1 protein-coding gene is annotated in these 382 nt (G+C 39.3%); it reads right to left on the reverse strand.

Annotated elements, in window-relative coordinates; genetic code table 11:
• The coding region (locus FN960_RS23575; protein WP_143850772.1) for an ISAs1 family transposase at positions 1-382 on the reverse strand (382 nt) is incomplete at both ends.

Consider the following 382-nt stretch of genomic DNA (forward strand, 5'->3'; position numbering starts at 1 on the left):
ATTGTGAATTTTCAGTCCTTTCCATTCAAACGTGAAATCAATAAGTTCATCAGGGACATCGCAAACAATATGAATACGGATTTCTTCTCTGCCGTGACTCTTTTCACTCATTGCGTAACTGTCATGCGCTGGATTATTTAATTCTTTCAGCGTAAATTTTTCCTCAAAGGCTTTATTTAGCCGCCCCTGGTTTCCTTTTACCGCGAATAAATAATCACCTCCCTGTTTTTGTATCTTCTCTGCAATATCTTTCTGGCAACCCATCGCATCAGTTGTGATGATTTTTCCTTTAATATCCAGCATGTTAAGAAGTTCTGGGATAGCTGTAATCTCATTAGATTTCTCATCCGTCCTGATCTGTCCGATGACCAGACTGTGCATT

Origin of the sequence: Alkalicoccobacillus porphyridii (assembly GCF_007293315.1) — a bacterium.
Classification (GTDB): Bacteria; Bacillota; Bacilli; order Bacillales; family Bacillaceae_D; genus Alkalicoccobacillus; species Alkalicoccobacillus porphyridii.